This window comes from Photobacterium sp. DNB22_13_2, assembly GCF_052873915.1.
Genome location: NZ_JBNNXU010000006.1, coordinates 89,341 through 103,875, shown reverse-complemented (window position 1 = coordinate 103,875; position 14,535 = coordinate 89,341). Strand labels below are relative to the sequence as shown.

Sequence of the window (14,535 nt, the reverse complement as noted above, 5' to 3'; positions counted from 1 at the left end):
GTGGCAATGGATTACCAACTCGATTTTTCCGGTTTATCGCCATATTACGGTGACTTGATTCAGGGCATTTGGCTGACGGTCCAGTTGGCTGTTGCCACCACCGTATTGGGTGTCGGTGTCGGTATTCTCGGCGCGGCGGTACGTATCCGCCCCGCCGGGCTACTCAAAGGTGTGGTCGGTGCTTACGTGGAGGTGGTACGCAATACCCCTTTCATTGTTCAGCTGTTTTTTATTTTCTTTGGCTTGCCGGCTATTGGTTTGAAGTTGTCTGCATGGGAAGCAGGCGTGATCGCGATGGTGGTAAACCTTGGTGCTTACAGCACTGAAATAATCCGGGCTGGTATTGAAGCGATACCAAAAGGGCAATGGGAAGCGGCTAAAACGCTTGGCCTTAAGCCTGCTCAAGTGTTTGTTCGGGTGATATTGCCACAGGCGTTCCATCGCATTTCCCCCGCTTTGATCAGTCAGTGCATCATCGTGATGCTCGGCTCATCGGTATTGTCGCAAATCTCCGTGGAAGAGCTGACGTTTACCGCCAACTTTATTCAGTCACGTAATTTTTTGAGCTTTGAATCGTACTTGGTCTCGGCGGCCATCTATCTTGGCTTGGCTTTGGTGATGCGCTGGGTGCTGGTGCAGGTGAGCAATAAATTGTTCAAAACCCATGTAATGGGGAGGGTCGCCTAATGGTTGAATTCACGGATTGGGATATCTTCCGCAACCTTGCGCTTGCCGCTCGTTGGACTGTGCTGTTGTCTATCATCGCCTTTATTGGTGGGGGAGTGGTTGCAGGGATCTTGCTGCTGCTGAGGATGACCAAGAATGTCCTGCTGGTGGGATTGGTTCGGGTATATACCGAAGTCTTTCAGGGGACGCCGTTACTGATGCAGTTGTTCTTGGCTTTCTTCGGCTTGTCTTTGCTGGGTATTGATCTTGGCGCATGGACGGCAGCCAGCTTGGCATTGACTTTGTTCACCAGTGCATATCTGTGTGAAATCTGGCGCGGTTGCCTCGATTCACTGCCGAAAGGGCAATGGGAGGCAAGCCGAACTTTGGGGCTCAATTATTTTCAGACCATGCGTTATGTGATCGTGCCTCAATCGATTCGTGTGGCAACGGCACCGACCATTGGGTTTTCGGTACAGGTGGTAAAAAACACCGCTCTGGCTTCAATCATTGGTTTTGTTGAACTCACAAAGGCGGGAACCATGCTTAACAATGCCACTTTTGAGCCGTTCAAGGTGTTTGCTCTTGTTGCCCTGTTTTATTTCGCTATTTGTTACCCCCTCACTCGTTATAGCAAGTATTTAGAAAGGAAGTTTAATGTCGCTGGTTAGTATCGATCAAGTACATAAATTCTATGGTAAGAACCATGTCCTCAAGGGTGTGGATCTCAAGGTAAATGCCGGTGAAGTTGTGTCGATTATCGGCAAGTCTGGCTCGGGAAAGAGCACGTTACTGCGCTGCGTTAATGGGCTTGAGCAGTATGAGGAAGGGGCGATTGTGGTCGCCAATCAAGCCGTTACTGACGATGAGTATCAATTGCGTCAGCTGAGCCGAAAAGTGGGGATGATCTTTCAAGGATTTAATTTGTTTCCCCATATGACGGCAGGCGAAAACGTCATGTTGGCTCCCAAGTTGGTATTGGGTAAAGGTCCAGAAGAGTGTCGAGAGCTGGCTATGGCGATGCTGGAAAAAGTCGGGATGGCTGAGAAGTTCGATCAGTACCCAACCAGTATGTCTGGCGGCCAGCAGCAGCGGGTTGCGATAGCCCGATCATTGGCCATGACGCCAAGTGTATTGCTGTGTGATGAGATCACCTCGGCGCTCGATCCTGAGCTGGTCGGGGAGGTACTGAAAGTTCTCGAGGATTTGGCAAAAGATGGCATGACCTTGATTCTGGTTACCCACGAGATGAACTTTGCTCGCGATGTTGGCGACAGGGTGGTGTTTATGCACCAAGGCAAAGTATGGGAAACCGGCGCCAGCGAAGCGGTATTCGCCAATCCGAAAACCCCTGAGCTTCAGCAATTTTTATCGTCTGTTTTATAGGGGGCATGATGGATCAAAGTGTGTATTGCAGCCAAGGCCCCAGTGTACTGCCGTCGCTTTCTTCGCGTGGTGTATTACAAGGCTATGAGTTTGTCTTTAAAGATCTGTTTGATGTCGAGGGGTATATCACAGGCGCTGGTAACCCAGCGTGGCTGGCGACACATCAGCCTGCCAAGCAGACATCACCGTTGATTTTAAGCCTGTTGGCCAACGGTGCCAAGTGTGTCGGTAGGGTACAGACTGATGAACTGGCTTATAGCCTCAATGGGCAGAATGTTCACTATGGAACGCCTTTTAACCCGGTTGCGCCGCAGTGTTTGCCTGGTGGTTCATCGAGTGGCTCGGCGGTTGCGGTTGCCAGAGGCGATGCCCATTTTGCGATAGGTACAGATACCGGTGGCTCAATACGGGTACCAGCCAGTTATTGTGGTTTGTTTGGTTGGCGTCCGACTCACGGTGCTTTGTCACTGGATCATGCCTTCTCACTGGCTCCCTGCTTTGATACTGCAGGTGTGTTGGCGCGTGATATGGCCGTGCTGGAAAAAGTCGCCCACATACTGATCCCCGAAGAAGACTGCCGGGATCCTATGGATGAACAGACCGTTTTGGGTATGGCGGTAGACCGTGGGTTGTTCGATCTTGTTGATCAGACGGTGGCAGCAGAGATCCAACCGATTTTGAAGAAGCTAGAAGATGGTTTTCGCGATCAATGCTATGTCAGTGTCTTAGCCAAATGTGGTGTGACGACCAGTGAACTTGCTGAGTGCTTTCGGGTGATTCAGGGTCGCAGCATTATCGATGAGCATCGTGACTGGCTGTCGGCTCATAAAAATACATTGGGAAGCAGCATTGCCGAGCGGGTCGATATGGCATTCGCGATTACTGATGAGCAATACAGCAAGGCACTTGTGCAACAAGAACAATTCAAACAGCGACTGCTACCTGTAATGGCAAGTCTTGGTGGTTGGTTGTTGATCCCTACCACTCCCGGTCTGCCTCCGCTTCGCAATGCTTCGCCAGAAAGCTTGGTGATGTATCGTCAGATGTTATTGGGCTTTACCGCAATTGCCGGTCTGTGTGGATTGCCGCAGTTGCACCTACCTCTGAGTCGCCTTGATGGTAAACCGTTTGGTGTGTCATTGCTCGGTCTACCAGGTTCAGATTTGGCGCTCATAAATCAAGGGAAAAGAGTGATGTCTTGCCTGAGTCGTCAGCATAATAACAAGGAGTGGGTATGAACCAGCAATCTGTGAGTTTTACCGCTCCTCATTACAAGGCCGCTGAAGCGGGACAAGCCGTGTTGGAAGCTGGTGGTACAGCCTGTGAAGCCATGGTTGCAGCCGCAGCAGCAGTGGCTGTTTACTACCCACACATGAATGGGTTGGGCGGCGACAGTTTTTGGTTGATTGCAAAAGCTAACCAAGCGCCTATTGCCATTGATGGTTGTGGTCGCAGTGCAATGAACATTGATAACGAATACTGCCAACAGGTAGCACAAAACGGTTTGCCGACGTTCGGGGCGGGTTCGACCTTGACCATGGCTGGGACAGTTTCAGGCTGGCAAAAAGCATTGGAATATGACAGCTCCGGTAAGTCACTGCTAGATTTGTTCCAAGTGGCTATTGCCGGCGCAGAGGCTGGCGTTTTGGTTACTGAAAGCCTCGCAGCGGCTAGCCGAAAAACGTTTGAATCCCATAAAGATAATCCTGGTTTTGCCGCAACGTTCTTGCCTCAAGCTAAGCCACTGGAGCAAGGTGATAGCGTGACAAATCCGGCATTGGCCAATACCCTTCGCAGGTTGGCGGATGCTGGGCTTGATGATTTTTATCAGGGGCAATTAGCCGAGCTGATGGCTGTGGATCTCGCTCAAGCGGGAAGCGTGTTATCGCTGGACGACTTTCTTCAGCATCAAGCGGAGTATGTTCAACCCCTTTCGGTGAATATCTCCAAGGGGTGTCTCTACAACATGGACGCGCCGACCCAAGGTGTGGCTTCGTTGTTGATCCTAGCAATTTATGATCTGTTGTTTGAATCGGCAACATCGGAAGTCGATCACATGCACTTGCTGGTGGAAGCAACCAAGCAAGCGTTCCGAATCCGAAATCGTGAAGTGACAGACCCAAACTGGCAATCAGGACCGCTGGCTGACCATTTGAAAGCCGACCAAATAACCCAGCTCGCGTCAGACATTTCACTCGAGGTAGCAGCACCATGGCCAGAGCAAGCCGTACCCGGCGATACGGTTTGGATGGGAGCGGTTGATCAGTACGGCACTATGGTCAGCTTTATCCAAAGCGTATATTGGGAGTTTGGCTCCGGGGTGTTGTTACCGCAAACCGGTATTGTCTGGAATAACCGCGGGATCTCGTTCAATACTCAATCGAGCCATCATAATGCGTTGGCCCCGCGTAAAAAGCCATTCCATACTCTTAACCCTGCTTACGCCGAGCTCAAGGATGGCAGTCGTATGATTTACGGCACCATGGGGGGGGAAGGACAGCCCCAAACGCAAGCTTGCCTGTTCAGTCGCTATCACTATCAGGGTGAAAGCTTGGCCGAGTCTATTGCCAAACCTCGCTGGCTATTGGGCAGAACGTGGGGGGATGACAATCATCACCTTCGCCTAGAACAATCGCTGTTTCAAAATGTATCAACCGAGTTGGCTGCAAAGGGCCACCAACTTGCCTGTGTCGATAATCTCTCAGAGCTGATGGGCCATGCCGGCGCTATTGTGCGCCAGCCAGATGGCAAGATTGAAGCAGCCACCGACCCGCGCAGTGACGGACAGTTTTTTATAAGGAAGTAACCATGACAAACCCAATTTTCGAGACCTTGAACCCACCACAACGCTTATTAATGGGGCCGGGTCCAATCAATGCTTACCCTCGTGTACTGCAAGCCATGTCGAACCAGCTGATTGGTCAATATGATCCGGTCATGACGGGTTACATGCAGCAAGTCCAGCAACTTTACCGTGGGGTATTTAACACGACTAACGAAGCGACATTATTAATTGATGGCACTGCTCGTGCGGGAATTGAAGCGGTGTTGGTTTCAGCATTGCTGCCGGGAGACAAAGTGCTGATCCCTGTGATTGGCCGCTTTGGTCACTTGCTGTGTGAAATCGCCCATCGCGTCGGCGCAGAAATCCGCACAATCGAAGTAGAGTGGGGCGAGGTTTGCGATCCCGCTTTGATCGAAAAAGAGATCAAAGCTTTCCAACCAAAGCTGCTGGCAACGGTTCAGGGTGATACATCGACAACGATGAACCAGCCACTGGCAGAAATGGGGGAGATTTGTCGTCAGCATGGTGTGTTGTTTTATTGCGATGCTACTGCATCAGTGGGGGGGAACGCACTCAAGGTCGATGAGTGGTATTTGGATGCGGTGTCTGTGGGCTTACAGAAATGCTTGGGCGGACCATCTGGCAGTGCGCCGATCACCTTGAGTGATGGCTTTGTTAGTGAGATCAGTAAGCGTCGCCATATCGAGCTAGGTTTACGGACAGATCAACACCGCTCAGGGAGCGAGCCGATGATCCGCTCTAACTATTTTGATCTGCCGATGATCCTCGATTACTGGGGAGAAGAGCGGCTGAATCACCACACGGAAGCGACAACGATGCTTTATGCTGCCCGTGAGTGTGCTCGCCTGTTTTTGGAAGAAGGGGAAGAGGCTGTACTGGCTCGCCACGAAGTAGCTGGTCGGGCAATGGCGCAGGGATTGGAAGCAATGGGGCTGCGACTGTTTGGTAATCAAAAACACAAGATGAACAATGTGGTTGGTGTGTACATTCCCGATAATCTTGATGGAGAAGCGGCACGGAGCGAGTTACTCAACCTATTTGGCATTGAGATTGGGACTTCATTCGGCCCGCTTCACGGCAAAATTTGGCGGATCGGTACTATGGGCTATAACGCCCGGCAAGAAGCGGTACTGTCAACGTTGGCAGCATTGGAAGCCGTGTTGGTCAAACATAAATCGGCGATAATAACTGGCGTTGGCGTTCAGGCTGCAATGGCGTGCTATGCCGCACTTGAAAGGTAGGAGGAGCGCATGACAGTCATAAGCTTCCGCCAACAGGCCGAAAGAGTGCTGGCTCAAGCTGAGCACCTTGCCACGCTGAGCGAATCATCAATGGAATTAACCCGTTGTTACCTCACCGAACAACATCGACAAGCTAATCAGGCTGTTCATGACTGGATGCAGAATGCTGGGATGCAGACATGGACCGATGAGGTTGGCAACGCTTGGGGACGCTTGCCTGCATTTAGTGACGAATCCCGCTGTGACAGTTCACTGACACCTAGGGTCGTTATCGGCTCGCATATCGACACGGTTCGAAATGCCGGGAAATATGATGGCATGTTAGGGGTCTTGGCTGGGATTGCCGTTGCATCAAAAATTCGTACAGGCTCACTACCGTTTCACCTCGATGTTGTGGCATTTGGAGATGAGGAGGGCACACGATTTGGCCAAACCTTGATTGGTTCATCTGCTGTTGCGGGGGAGTGGGATCCTAATTGGCTCAAATTGGTTGACGATAAAGAGATCAGCCTTGAGCAGGCGATGATCGAGTTTGGGCTAGTGCCTGAGATGGCTAAACAAGCCAGTTGCGCAGCCGATCCGGTGAAAGCCTATTTAGAGCTTCATATTGAGCAAGGTCCGGTATTGGAAGCCAAAGGGTTGCCTGTGGGCGCGGTAACCGGTATTGCGGGGGCGAAACGCTATCAATTCGTGGTGACTGGCATGGCGGGTCACGCAGGGACTGTCCCCATGGGACAGCGCCAAGATGCGCTAGCTGGTGCTGCCGAGATGGTCTTGGCCATTGAGTCAGTAGCCAATAACTTAAATCAAGTGGTTGCTACTGTTGGGCAGTTTTCAGTTACGCCTGGTGCGGTTAATGTGATCGCAGGTAAAGCAGGCTTTAGTTTAGACATCCGAAGCCTTGATGAGTCTGCATTGGCGAAGGCTGAGCGTGCGATATTTCAGCAGGTGGATGCCATAGCTGCTCGTAGAGGGTTGCAAGCCTGCCATAAGGAAATCCATCACGCGTCGAGTGTTAATTGTTCTGCGATGTTGACTGAGGTAATCGCTTCAGCTTGTGAAAAAGTGACAAGACAAAGCCCGCTAAGCTTGCCCAGTGGTGCAGGCCATGATGCGATGGTAATGGCACGATGTTGTCCGGTTGGTATGGTGTTTGTGCGTTGCCATAAAGGGATTAGTCATCATCCTGATGAAGCCGTTGAGCTTGATGATGTTGCTGCCGGCATTGAGGTGCTATTTGAAACCGTTTGCTCCTTAATAAAGAGTGATCAGAGAGTATATAGAATGCTGGGAGAAAACGATGAGTGAACCAATCGATTTACTGCCAGATCTCTGTGATGCATATGGTGACGATGTCACGTTGATCCCGATCCCCTTTCAACATTATGGCGCTAAGGCTACCTTTTTCGGGCAGGCTGTTACCTTGCACTGCTTTCATGATAATCAGCTGCTCATTGATACCTTAGGGCAAGAAGGTTGTGGAAAAGTGCTGGTGGTCGATGGCGCTGGCTCATTAGCAAGAGCTTTGATCGGCGATCAGTTTGCCCAGCTGGCTATTGATAACCACTGGGAAGGGATTGTTATAAACGGTGCTGTTCGTGATGTTGCCCAATTGTCGCAGATGCCGATAGGGATTAAAGCGCTGGCGCCATGCCCTTTCCGGGCGGATAAAGAGGGGCAGGGAGCGGTGGGTGTTCAACTATTGCTGGCAGGGACAACTGTAAGTGATGGTGATTTTGTTTATGCTGATCTCAATGGCGTACTGGTCAGTGAGCAACAACTTCTATTGCTTTATTAGATGAATGCGCCCAATTATAAGAAAAACCAGCGGTAGAGAGTGCCGCTGGGTTTTCTTTGTTTTTATTGCGACCTATGTATCTTCTTGGCTTTCAAACAGAAGGTTAATTGCTATACCGACCAACACCAGACCGACAATAGGTAGTAGCACCGCTTGCGGAGCGCGCTCAATGTAAGGCAGGTTTTCGGCAATCAACAAGCCCCACTCCGGATGTGGTGGTTTAGCCCCAAGCCCTATGAAACTCAGAGCGGTAAGGCTTAGCGTAATAACAGGCAGTCGCATCACCGTGTGCCTTAGTAAAGGCGGTAAAATATACGGCAACAAGTAATGACGAAGCATCCGCCAGCGGCCAACACCCCATAGCGGTGCCAGACGGATATGCGGTTGGGCCTTGGCTTCAAGTAACAAGCTTGCACTGTGGGATGCGAGCGGTGCCCAAGAAACTAAAACCACGGCAATTAAAGCGCTGTTTGGGTGCATGCCTGAAAGTCCTGCAACCAGCAGACCAGCGACGATATACGGGGTTCCTTTAGTGACTTCAATCAGGCCTTGGCTGAGTTTGGTGTTGAATCCCATGATGAGCCCGCCCATTAAGCTGAGGACTGTCGCTAGTACACCCATGCCTGTGGTGGAGAGCATCCCTTGCCCTACACGGGCTAATAAGTCACGACCGACAGCATCAGATCCAAGCGGCGCAGCCAAACTTGGCGAGATCAAGCGACCAAACTGGCTGGTGTAGGGATCGCGCATTTCTGCCCACAAGGCAAATCCAATTAATAGGAGTAAGATTGTGGCGCTGACAAAACGTTTACCTCTACTTTTGGTAAAGCCAAGCGGTGGGTTACTGCTGATTAATTTGCCATTTTTCAAACCCTGGCCTAGCCATAACCGTTGTAGAACGATGGCAAGGCTACTGATCCCTATCGACAATACCAGTAGGAATAATAATCCGCCCTGTAAAGTGGGCAAGTCTTGGGCGATGGTAGCCCCTAGCGTGAGGCGGCCGATCCCCGGAATTGAAAATATGTGTTCTACTGTGACAGCACCGCCTGTCAGGCCAATCATGATCATTGCAATTTGAGGAAGCAGATTACTCAAAGCACGGCGTAGGGCATAGCGACCGATGTGGACAGCGCTAATATTGGCACTCAGCCAGGAGATCACCCAAGGTTCACCCAATACCCGCTGTAAACTGTCATTGAGTAGTCGGGTAAATAATCCGGTTGCAGGCAATGCTAAGGCCAAACTTGGCAACCAGACATTCTGCCACCCCTGCCAACCATAGGGAGGAAACCAGTTGAGCCAGATGGCAAACAGCAGAATCAGCAATACAGCGATGACATATTCCGGCAGGGTGATCAGTACAGTACTGAGGCTGCCGTTGAGCTTGCCAAGCCGATTAGTACGCCACCGCCACATCGTGTGTTGAACACTTAGACTACAAAAAAAGACGGTAAGGCCAAACGCACAGCCCATCAGCAATAATGAAGTATTCGCGGCGCTCCAAATTGACTGGCTGACAGAGCTGCCATCAATCCAAGATACACCCATATCGCCTTGGCACAAAGCAACCAGCCAGTCCCATAAACGTTCTAAGCTGCTGCGGTGGAGTTGTAAGTCCTGTCGTACGGCTTCAAGTGCTTCCGGCGTCATCAGGCGTTGTTGCCCAGAGCGCGCCCTTAAGATGGACTGAGCTGGGTCAATGCCGGCAATGTCTGGCATTAACCCGACCAATACGACCATAGCCGCCAGCGCACTCGCACGTGACAGCCATGGTAGTGAGCGATTTAGCATTGGAGAACCTGATAGGTTGGCAAATCGCATCTTACTTATTTCACGTCCGTAAATTGATTTACCAATGTACGCTCACGCGGATCACGGATTGCACCTTTGACACGCAAGCTCTCACCCTGAATGACTCGTTCATGCAATAGTGGAATAGCAGCATATTGGCCTAGAATCATTTGCTCGGCAGCAATTGTTGCCTTCTGGCGCGCTTCTCCAAGCGGCTGGAGGTCTGCATGAGTCAAGGCCGCATCAATCGTTTCTGAACAGAATTGACCAAGGTTGAATGATCCTTCACAACCAAAATCACTCATCATGTAGGCGATCGGATCCCCTGAGTCGAGCACGGTAGCACGGGATAGCATGAAGATATCAAACCTGCCTGCCAGGGCATCGTTTTCGATTTGTGCGTACTCACGGACATCCAGCTCAACGTCAAAACCAGCGCTTTCCAGCTGTTGCTTAACCAGTACCGCTACCTCAGGTAGTTCAGCACGGTCGGTAAATGTACCCAGTACAATTTTCTCACCGTTGGCCTTCAGGCTTTTATCTAGCGGTTTTGCTTCCGGACGCAGCGGAGCAGCCCAAGCTAGCGCAGGGCCCAGCAGGCCATGGGCTTTGTCGGCGCGGCTTTCATAAACTGTTTCTATGATTTGCTCTCGATCGATGGCTGCAGAGGCAATTTTTCGCATCTCAAGTTGGCTAAATACCTCAGACTGGTTGTTCAGGTACAGGGTATTGGTACGAGGCATGCTCACTTCATGCAGTAGTTCCGGTTCAATCAGGGCTAGCTGGGAGACTGGCACAGCTTCTACCACATCAGCTTTACCGGTACGCAGTGCGGCTGCACGGGCGAAGCCATCAGGTACATATTCTGCGGTGATACGCTCGATCTTCGCTTTCTCGCCCCAGTAGTCATCGAAGCGCTCTAGCTTGGCACTGGTCGTGCCGTTGATCTCAGTGAGGACAAATGGCCCACTGCCGGTACGAGTAGGGTTGACCTGGCCATTATCTTGGTAGGCACTAGCAGCAAGAATGGACAGCTGTGGGCTTGAAAGGCGGCTTGGTAGCAAGGGATCATTAAATTCTGTTTTGATTTCAACATGGTAGTCATCCAGTGCACGGACTTTCCACTCGATACCGTCAATGATGCGTGGCTTTGGCGCCGCAGCAAAGGCATTCTCAATCGAATTAACCACACTGTGAGCCGTTAGTTCACTGCCATCATGGAAGGTAACGCCTTGGCGGATAGTAAACTGCCAAGTGTGATCATCTACCTGGTTCCATTCAGTCGCTAACTTTGGCTCTGCTTCAGCTTGATCATTTAGTTCGACCAGAGTTTCCGCCGTGCTCCAGCGAGACAGCTTGAAGGCATCATCTGATAAAGGTGATAAACCTGTGCGCGGTGGCTGCATCATTGCAAGATGAATTTCAGACTGTTGTGATTCGGCCGAGTTTGCGCTGTTGGTGTTTTCGTTTGTTGAATCGAAGCATCCGCTCAGAGCAAGTACTAAGCCGGCAGCAATAGTTGTTTTGAAAAATGGTGAGGGCATGTTCATGTCCTTGATAATCACAGTTGGATCGCAATAGTTTGCGGTGGGAATTGCATATTGACCAACGCTTGGCTGGTTGGGTGAGAAGGGCGGCCAAAGACCTGGCTCGCTGTGCCGTACTCGACGGCTACCCCTTTATCGAGCACTAAAATTTCATCACACAGTGCTTTAGCTGCATTGAGGTCATGAGTAACTAATAACAGGCGCATATCACGCTGTTTTTGTAGGTGTTTTAGCAGGTCTAAAATGTGCTGACGGCTAACAGGGTCGAGGCTGCTGGTTGGTTCATCTGCAACCAATACGCAAGGTTCGACAACCAAGGCTCGGGCAATGGCGACTCGCTGCGCTTGGCCAAGGGATAATTGACTCGACTTATGGTTTAGCAAAGCCTCGCTGAGGTTTACATCCGCGAGGGCTTTTCGCAGGCGTGCTTCGCAACCATCAGACATACCAAGGCTATGTTGAGGTTCTGTCAGTATTTCTCGAACAGTGTAGTACGGATTCAAGCTGGTATGCGGCTCTTGCGGGATCAACTGGATATGCCGGCAGAGCTGCTTTCGTTGTTGGGGAGAAACCTTAGATAGTGACTGCTCACACAGGTATACTTCGCCTTCACTAATGTGGCGTAAGCCAAACAACAACTCGATAAGGGTTGATTTACCCGCTCCTGAAGGCCCAACAATAGCAAGGCTTTGCTGATCAATGTTCAAGCTCAGTTTATTCAGGGCGACAAAAGGCTTACCACCCAGCCAGCGTGGGCGGTTGTAATGATGCACACTGACATTGTCAAAGCGTAATTGTGCCGATCCCGGATGGTGAATATGAGGATTCATGCTTTCTCTTAGGCCATCAGCTGGCAAAGTTGTTGGCAAAATGGGTGGTTGCTTGAGAGAAGGGCTTCTTTTGGCGAGCCATAGGCGATCATTTGCCCTTTATCTATTACCAACAGCTTGTCGCAGCCCATTGCGCTGGACAGATCATGGGTGATCAACACGCCAGCGATCTCCTTTTGCTTAATGCTGTGTCGCAGTAAGGTCAAAATCTCTCTTTCGGTGACAGGGTCAAGCGCACTGGTCGGCTCATCGGCAATCAGTACCGGTGCATTACCCAGCAAAGCCATGGCAATACAGATGCGCTGGCGCTGGCCGCCTGATAACTGACCTGGGTAGTGCTTTAGCACCGCTTCGGGTTCAGAAAAGCCGAGTTGTAGCAAGAGCTCGCACAGAATACTCTTCTCTGATTGTGGCAGCTTTGTCTTCTGCGCCTCAAGTGCAAGGCGTAGTTGAGTGCCTACACGTGCTAAAGGGTTAAGAGCCTGAAGGGGATCTTGAAAAATGACAGCGGCACGTTGTTTGGCGTTGCGTTGTAGAAGAGGAATACGACTAACGTCGTTGCCAGCAATACAAATTGAACCTTTGGCGTTGATCCCCTTGGGTAAAAAGCCGGCAATGGCTTTGGACATCATAGATTTGCCAATGCCAGATGGCCCCATTACTGCCAACATTTCTCCAGCATTCACTTCTAACGCCAAATCTTGAAATAGCACCCCTTGGCTATGGGTAAGGCTTAACTGGTTGACGGAAAGTATTGGGTCAGACATTTGCTAGATAATGTTATGTTATAAAGTAACAATAATATCCATTTTAAATCGTAAGACAAGAGCAAAATTAAGTTCAGCTTGAAAAACAATGTACGAGCTCAGTTTGGCTTATATGCGTCTTTTTGCGTTATTTACCGACTTTTAAGTGGTATTTACTGTATTTTGCAATGCATAGAAATGATTAGGAAAGACTGTGCTTTTGTGGTAATAATTCTCATTTTCGAATTTGCACCATAAGACGTACTCTTTCATTTCTGCATATGAAGAGGGTGCCCACGACCTTTGTAAGGCATAAATTCCGTACCCAAAATACGTAATTGCCACCTTTATTACTTGATGTAAACAATTAGAAAATCATGGCGTTAACAAACAAAGATTATTACAAAATAGCGATCCCGTTTATTATTTCAACAGTGACTCAACCTCTACTCGGCGCTGTGGATACTGCCGTTATCGGGCGTCTGGGTATCGCTGAATTGATTGGCGGTGTTGCCATCGGCACCGTCATTATGAATACCCTATATTGGCTATTTGGCTTTTTCCGTGTCAGTACGACGGGACAAAGTGCCATCGCGATGGGTAAAAATTGCGATGAAGCCAAAGCGAGCAGCCTGCTTCGGCCTTTTATACTTTCGGGCTGTGTTGGGGTGTTGTTTATTTTCACCCAGTCGATTATATGGCAAGGGGCACTGTGGGTTATTGAGCCGACAGCGGATGTTGCTATCCATGCTAAGACCTACTTCGATATCTTGATTTTCGGTGCGCCGTTAGTATTGCTTAATTACACCGTTATTGGATGGTTAATGGGGCAGGCTAAGGTCAAGGAAGTCTTGTTCACCCAGGTCTTTGGTAATGTTTTGAATATCATTCTTGATGCAATCTTTGTGCTTTGGTTTGACTTTGGTGTTGCCGGTGTCGCATTTGCCAGTTTGATAGCCCAAGCCACAACCTTTGCTATTGGTATGGTGTTAGTCACAAGGTCGAGTAACTTTGCGTTGACGAAATACCTCGGTCAGGCCCGAATGACTAAAGCTGATTTGAGAACAATTATTTCTTCTAATTCCGATTTGATGCTTCGGACTATTTGTATTCTGATTTTCTTTAACATGATGGCAAGAACGGGTTCCCGCTTGGGCGCTGATGTGCTGGCAACCAATGCAATCTTGATGCAAGTGACGTTTATTGCCAGCTATATGTTTGATGGCGTTGCTAATGCATCAAGTGTCTTTTCTGGTAAAGCTGTCGGCGAAAAGAACCCTGATTTACTTAACGATGTACTCCGTCTTAACTTCCAGTGGACCACATTATTTGTCGTGCTCCTAACGGTGGCTATAGCATTGTTCAAGGATGACATCGTAATGCTGTTCACCCAGCTCCCCGTGATTATTGAATTGTTTGGCCAAATGTCGTCTTGGTTATTGGTATTCCCGCTGGTGGCTGGCTACGGTTTGACGATATACGGCATTTTCACTGGTACCGGTACAACCCGGCCGGTACGAAACTCTAGTATTGCGACCCTAATGGTATTTCTGGTGGTCTCGTTTATGTCAGTTGATGCTATGGGAAACCATGGCCTCTGGCTTGCGTTTACTGTGTTCTATGTCGGCCGCTTTTTATTCCTGTACCCGTTTATTTTTCAGGTCAAACAAAAATGCCAGTGATGCCGTTGAGGTAGCCATGTATCAGCAAGGCATGCTCAA

At 49.9% G+C, this 14,535-nt stretch carries 13 protein-coding genes; 9 read left to right on the top strand and 4 right to left on the bottom strand.

Translation table 11 applies throughout. The features are described 5' to 3' along the window. Positions 1-6: 6 nt before the first annotated feature. From ACVA58_RS11185 to ACVA58_RS11150, 8 genes are read left to right on the top strand one after another with little or no spacing between them, the layout of a single operon-like run. Positions 7-687 (top strand): amino acid ABC transporter permease, encoded by a 681-nt coding sequence (locus ACVA58_RS11185; RefSeq protein ID WP_446510522.1) that lies wholly within the window; start codon positions 7-9, stop codon positions 685-687. Beyond that, entirely contained in the window at positions 687-1,337 is a 651-nt protein-coding gene (locus ACVA58_RS11180) for an amino acid ABC transporter permease (RefSeq protein ID WP_446510521.1), read from the top strand. The genes ACVA58_RS11185 and ACVA58_RS11180 overlap by 1 nt, the downstream gene beginning before the upstream one ends. Continuing rightward, on the top strand, positions 1,324-2,052 hold the full coding sequence (locus ACVA58_RS11175; RefSeq protein WP_446510520.1) for an amino acid ABC transporter ATP-binding protein: 729 nt from the start codon (positions 1,324-1,326) through the stop codon (positions 2,050-2,052). The genes ACVA58_RS11180 and ACVA58_RS11175 overlap by 14 nt, the downstream gene beginning before the upstream one ends. A 5-nt stretch (positions 2,053-2,057) precedes the next feature. After that, positions 2,058-3,290 (top strand): amidase, encoded by a 1,233-nt coding sequence (locus tag ACVA58_RS11170; protein WP_446510519.1) that lies wholly within the window; start codon positions 2,058-2,060, stop codon positions 3,288-3,290. After that, the gene (locus tag ACVA58_RS11165; RefSeq protein WP_446510518.1) at positions 3,287-4,858 is read left to right on the top strand and encodes a gamma-glutamyltransferase family protein; all 1,572 of its coding nucleotides are present in this window, start codon (positions 3,287-3,289) and stop codon (positions 4,856-4,858) included. Before ACVA58_RS11170 ends, ACVA58_RS11165 begins: the two co-directional genes overlap by 4 nt. Positions 4,859-4,860: 2 nt before the next feature. Then, positions 4,861-6,099 (top strand): pyridoxal-phosphate-dependent aminotransferase family protein, encoded by a 1,239-nt coding sequence (locus ACVA58_RS11160; RefSeq protein WP_446510517.1) that lies wholly within the window; start codon positions 4,861-4,863, stop codon positions 6,097-6,099. Between the two features lie 9 nt (positions 6,100-6,108). After that, positions 6,109-7,407, top strand: a complete 1,299-nt coding sequence (locus tag ACVA58_RS11155; protein WP_446510516.1) for an allantoate amidohydrolase — start codon at positions 6,109-6,111, stop codon at positions 7,405-7,407. Beyond that, on the top strand, positions 7,400-7,897 hold the full coding sequence (locus ACVA58_RS11150) for a putative 4-hydroxy-4-methyl-2-oxoglutarate aldolase (RefSeq protein ID WP_446510515.1): 498 nt from the start codon (positions 7,400-7,402) through the stop codon (positions 7,895-7,897). The genes ACVA58_RS11155 and ACVA58_RS11150 overlap by 8 nt, the downstream gene beginning before the upstream one ends. 72 nt (positions 7,898-7,969) lie before the next feature. On the opposite strand, the gene ACVA58_RS11145 is transcribed toward ACVA58_RS11150, so the two are convergent. Genes ACVA58_RS11145 through ACVA58_RS11130 form a run of 4 tightly spaced genes read right to left on the bottom strand, consistent with a single transcriptional unit; the run spans position 7,970 to position 12,835 of the window. Then, entirely contained in the window at positions 7,970-9,691 is a 1,722-nt protein-coding gene (locus tag ACVA58_RS11145) for an ABC transporter permease subunit (RefSeq protein ID WP_446510514.1), read from the bottom strand. A 35-nt stretch (positions 9,692-9,726) separates the two neighbouring features. Further along, positions 9,727-11,235, bottom strand: a complete 1,509-nt coding sequence (locus ACVA58_RS11140; RefSeq protein WP_446510513.1) for an ABC transporter substrate-binding protein — start codon at positions 11,233-11,235, stop codon at positions 9,727-9,729. Positions 11,236-11,252: 17 nt separating this feature from the next. Further along, positions 11,253-12,068 carry an ABC transporter ATP-binding protein gene (locus ACVA58_RS11135; protein ID WP_446510512.1) on the bottom strand — a complete coding sequence of 272 codons (816 nt, stop codon included), beginning with the start codon at positions 12,066-12,068 and terminating at the stop codon, positions 11,253-11,255. Positions 12,069-12,076: 8 nt separating this feature from the next. After that, positions 12,077-12,835 carry an ATP-binding cassette domain-containing protein gene (locus ACVA58_RS11130; RefSeq protein WP_446510511.1) on the bottom strand — a complete coding sequence of 253 codons (759 nt, stop codon included), beginning with the start codon at positions 12,833-12,835 and terminating at the stop codon, positions 12,077-12,079. Between the two features lie 356 nt (positions 12,836-13,191). Here ACVA58_RS11130 and ACVA58_RS11125 point away from each other — a divergent pair, with 356 nt between their 5' ends. After that, positions 13,192-14,496, top strand: a complete 1,305-nt coding sequence (locus ACVA58_RS11125; protein WP_446510510.1) for an MATE family efflux transporter — start codon at positions 13,192-13,194, stop codon at positions 14,494-14,496. The last annotated feature ends 39 nt before the right edge of the window (positions 14,497-14,535 follow it).

What these genes read in the sequence shown, in the direction of transcription:
- ACVA58_RS11130 (WP_446510511.1), bottom strand. Translation starts at nt 12,835, where the DNA reads ATGTCTGACCCAATACTTTCCGTCAACCAGTTAAGCCTTACCCATAGC.
- ACVA58_RS11160 (WP_446510517.1), top strand. Translation starts at nt 4,861, where the DNA reads ATGACAAACCCAATTTTCGAGACCTTGAACCCACCACAACGCTTATTA.
- ACVA58_RS11170 (WP_446510519.1), top strand. Translation starts at nt 2,058, where the DNA reads ATGATGGATCAAAGTGTGTATTGCAGCCAAGGCCCCAGTGTACTGCCG.
- ACVA58_RS11165 (WP_446510518.1), top strand. Translation starts at nt 3,287, where the DNA reads ATGAACCAGCAATCTGTGAGTTTTACCGCTCCTCATTACAAGGCCGCT.
- ACVA58_RS11125 (WP_446510510.1), top strand. Translation starts at nt 13,192, where the DNA reads ATGGCGTTAACAAACAAAGATTATTACAAAATAGCGATCCCGTTTATT.
- ACVA58_RS11145 (WP_446510514.1), bottom strand. Translation starts at nt 9,691, where the DNA reads ATGCTAAATCGCTCACTACCATGGCTGTCACGTGCGAGTGCGCTGGCG.
- ACVA58_RS11180 (WP_446510521.1), top strand. Translation starts at nt 687, where the DNA reads ATGGTTGAATTCACGGATTGGGATATCTTCCGCAACCTTGCGCTTGCC.
- ACVA58_RS11185 (WP_446510522.1), top strand. Translation starts at nt 7, where the DNA reads ATGGATTACCAACTCGATTTTTCCGGTTTATCGCCATATTACGGTGAC.
- ACVA58_RS11150 (WP_446510515.1), top strand. Translation starts at nt 7,400, where the DNA reads ATGAGTGAACCAATCGATTTACTGCCAGATCTCTGTGATGCATATGGT.
- ACVA58_RS11175 (WP_446510520.1), top strand. Translation starts at nt 1,324, where the DNA reads ATGTCGCTGGTTAGTATCGATCAAGTACATAAATTCTATGGTAAGAAC.
- ACVA58_RS11140 (WP_446510513.1), bottom strand. Translation starts at nt 11,235, where the DNA reads ATGCCCTCACCATTTTTCAAAACAACTATTGCTGCCGGCTTAGTACTT.
- ACVA58_RS11155 (WP_446510516.1), top strand. Translation starts at nt 6,109, where the DNA reads ATGACAGTCATAAGCTTCCGCCAACAGGCCGAAAGAGTGCTGGCTCAA.
- ACVA58_RS11135 (WP_446510512.1), bottom strand. Translation starts at nt 12,068, where the DNA reads ATGAATCCTCATATTCACCATCCGGGATCGGCACAATTACGCTTTGAC.